Source organism: Endozoicomonas sp. ONNA2, from assembly GCF_024606365.1.
Classification (GTDB): Bacteria; Pseudomonadota; Gammaproteobacteria; order Pseudomonadales; family Endozoicomonadaceae; genus Endozoicomonas.
The window spans coordinates 1-2,064 of record NZ_JAHHPO010000881.1 but is presented as its reverse complement, the minus strand read 5'-3'; the positions used below and the strand labels follow the sequence as shown (position 1 = coordinate 2,064).

The following is a 2,064-nucleotide window of genomic DNA, read 5'->3' as shown; positions in this document are numbered from 1 at the left end:
AGTAAATAGAACCACTATTTACTAAAAATTTCCGACTTTTTATCCTCAATTTTCTGCCATCCTCGCTACGGGGTCGCCTAGACGGGCGCTATTCTCGGACAGCCTCCTGGCCAATTGATACACCTAAGCGAAGACCGGCTATTTCTGGAGTTGACGTGTTTATTGTCAATAAGAAAAAGTCGGCCTTCGCGTACTGGTGGCATTTTGCTATTCCTGATGTCTGTTTTAACCCTTTGACAACAGGATTCAAAGAAATATCAATTGTGGCGGTGAAAGTCAGGTAACTGTCCACTTCTCCAGTAACTGTGCCTGCGCAGTAATGCGCGAAAACACCAGAGCATTAGCAAAGTGAAGAGGATGGGCAGGATAAATACCTCGAGTAGAGTGATTGCCACGTAGCGAGTCATATTGGTAGCAAGGTGGCTGGTTTTTTCAGACAGCTTAACCTTGATATTGCTAAATTGTTCTAGTGAAGAACTGGCGTCGTCTTTAATGGACTTGTAACTGTCTCCTTTCAAGATATGGTGTCGTGTATCTCTGATAGCATGATAGCTATCATGAAACAGCGCTTCGGTAACTGCCTGACTGGTTTTGCTGACAGCATTGACAGATAGTGGAAAGATGAAAGCCAGCAAAACTACAATAATCAGCACACCTTCACCAAAGCGTATCAGTGACATATGCAAGCGACTGCGAGTAGGTAGCCAGGTATCCGTTGCAACGATGGCAATCATGCCCACTTCAGCCACCAGCACCAGCCATGGTGTTAGCCACTGAATCATGGTGAGCAGTGTGTCAATGCTATGAAGTGCCACCAGGTTAAAAAGGGCAAAGTTCCTGCCATAAGCCACCATTTCGGTCAGTTGGGAAATAATATTCCCCAACTGGATATTGGCATTCACAAAAAAGCTGATACCAAATTCACTACTTTGTAATACCATTAATCCGGCGTGCAGCTCAGCCAATAACAGCGTTATGGACCTGGCCCGTCTTTCAGCATCCTCAAGGAAGCCAGTGTTCTCCCTTATCAGGTTCCCCATTAACAAGTGGTCCAGATGCTGGAGCTGACCATTGCCTGCCAGCCACCAAGTGACAGCTAGCAGAATGCACAGAGCGGCGAGTACAACGTATTTGAAACCATTATGCAGGTGATTGACCGGTAAGTGTTGTGTGCTGTTCATACCCTGCAACTCCCCAGTTCTCGCATAGATTGTTCGTTTCCGCGATAAAGGCTCTGGTCAACATGGCCACCAATACCATGAACAATACTATTGTCTGAGTATTGCCAGAAGCTCCATGGAATACCTGCAATTTTACCTTGGTCAGAAGTGTAATCGCTGATCCAGAGGGGGTAGTCGGAAAAACGCATTTTCAGATATTTTTTCCAGAACGACTTGTTGGTATAAATAATGGGCGTACAGCCGGTGCTTTCACTCACTTTATCCAACCACTGTTGGATATCATCATGAAAGCCAGCCAGGTCTTTGCCCGGATGGACTTCAATATCTAAAACAGGAGGCAGTGTAAAATCATATGCGCTGGTGTGCTCTAAGAAATGTCTGGCCTGTTCAACTGGGTCTGTATCACGTGTATAAAAGTGATAAACACTGAAATTCATTGAAGTATCTTTTATTTCATTAATATTATTGCGTAGTTGAGGATCAACGTAATGTTTGCCTTCCGTCGCTTTGATAAAGGCAAAGTGAAATGTTTCTGCTACGGCTTGCCAGTCTACACTACCCTGATAGTGGGAAACATCTATACCGTGAAGATGCTCGCTGGCAACATCTGTCGTTAATGGCTGACTACTCTGGACAGAAGAACTACTTTTTGTGGTGGCAATTATGCGGTGATAGCTTGCATAAACAAGCACAATAATGGCAATACCAATCATGGTATCGAAAACATAAAACCATAGCTTAAACTTTGGTTTGAAAACCTGATCCATAGCCGTACCTTATTGCATAAATTATTTGTTGGTGGACTATCCCTTAGTCATCGGGAAAAATCAATAAAGACATTCAGAAAAGTTGTTTGATTAATACGACAATAGACTTTTAGTAT

Annotated in this window: 2 protein-coding genes; both read right to left on the bottom strand. The window is 43.6% G+C overall.

Annotated features, from left to right (window positions below; translation table 11 throughout):
• Positions 1-257 precede the first annotated feature (257 nt).
• Entirely contained in the window at positions 258-1,181 is a 924-nt protein-coding gene (locus KDK14_RS15715) for a hypothetical protein (protein ID WP_257266121.1), read from the bottom strand.
• Positions 1,178-1,894: a glycoside hydrolase family 25 protein gene (locus tag KDK14_RS15710; RefSeq protein WP_257266120.1), complete on the bottom strand. Its 717-nt coding sequence runs from the start codon at positions 1,892-1,894 to the stop codon at positions 1,178-1,180. The genes KDK14_RS15715 and KDK14_RS15710 overlap by 4 nt, the downstream gene beginning before the upstream one ends.
• Positions 1,895-2,064 lie beyond the last annotated feature (170 nt).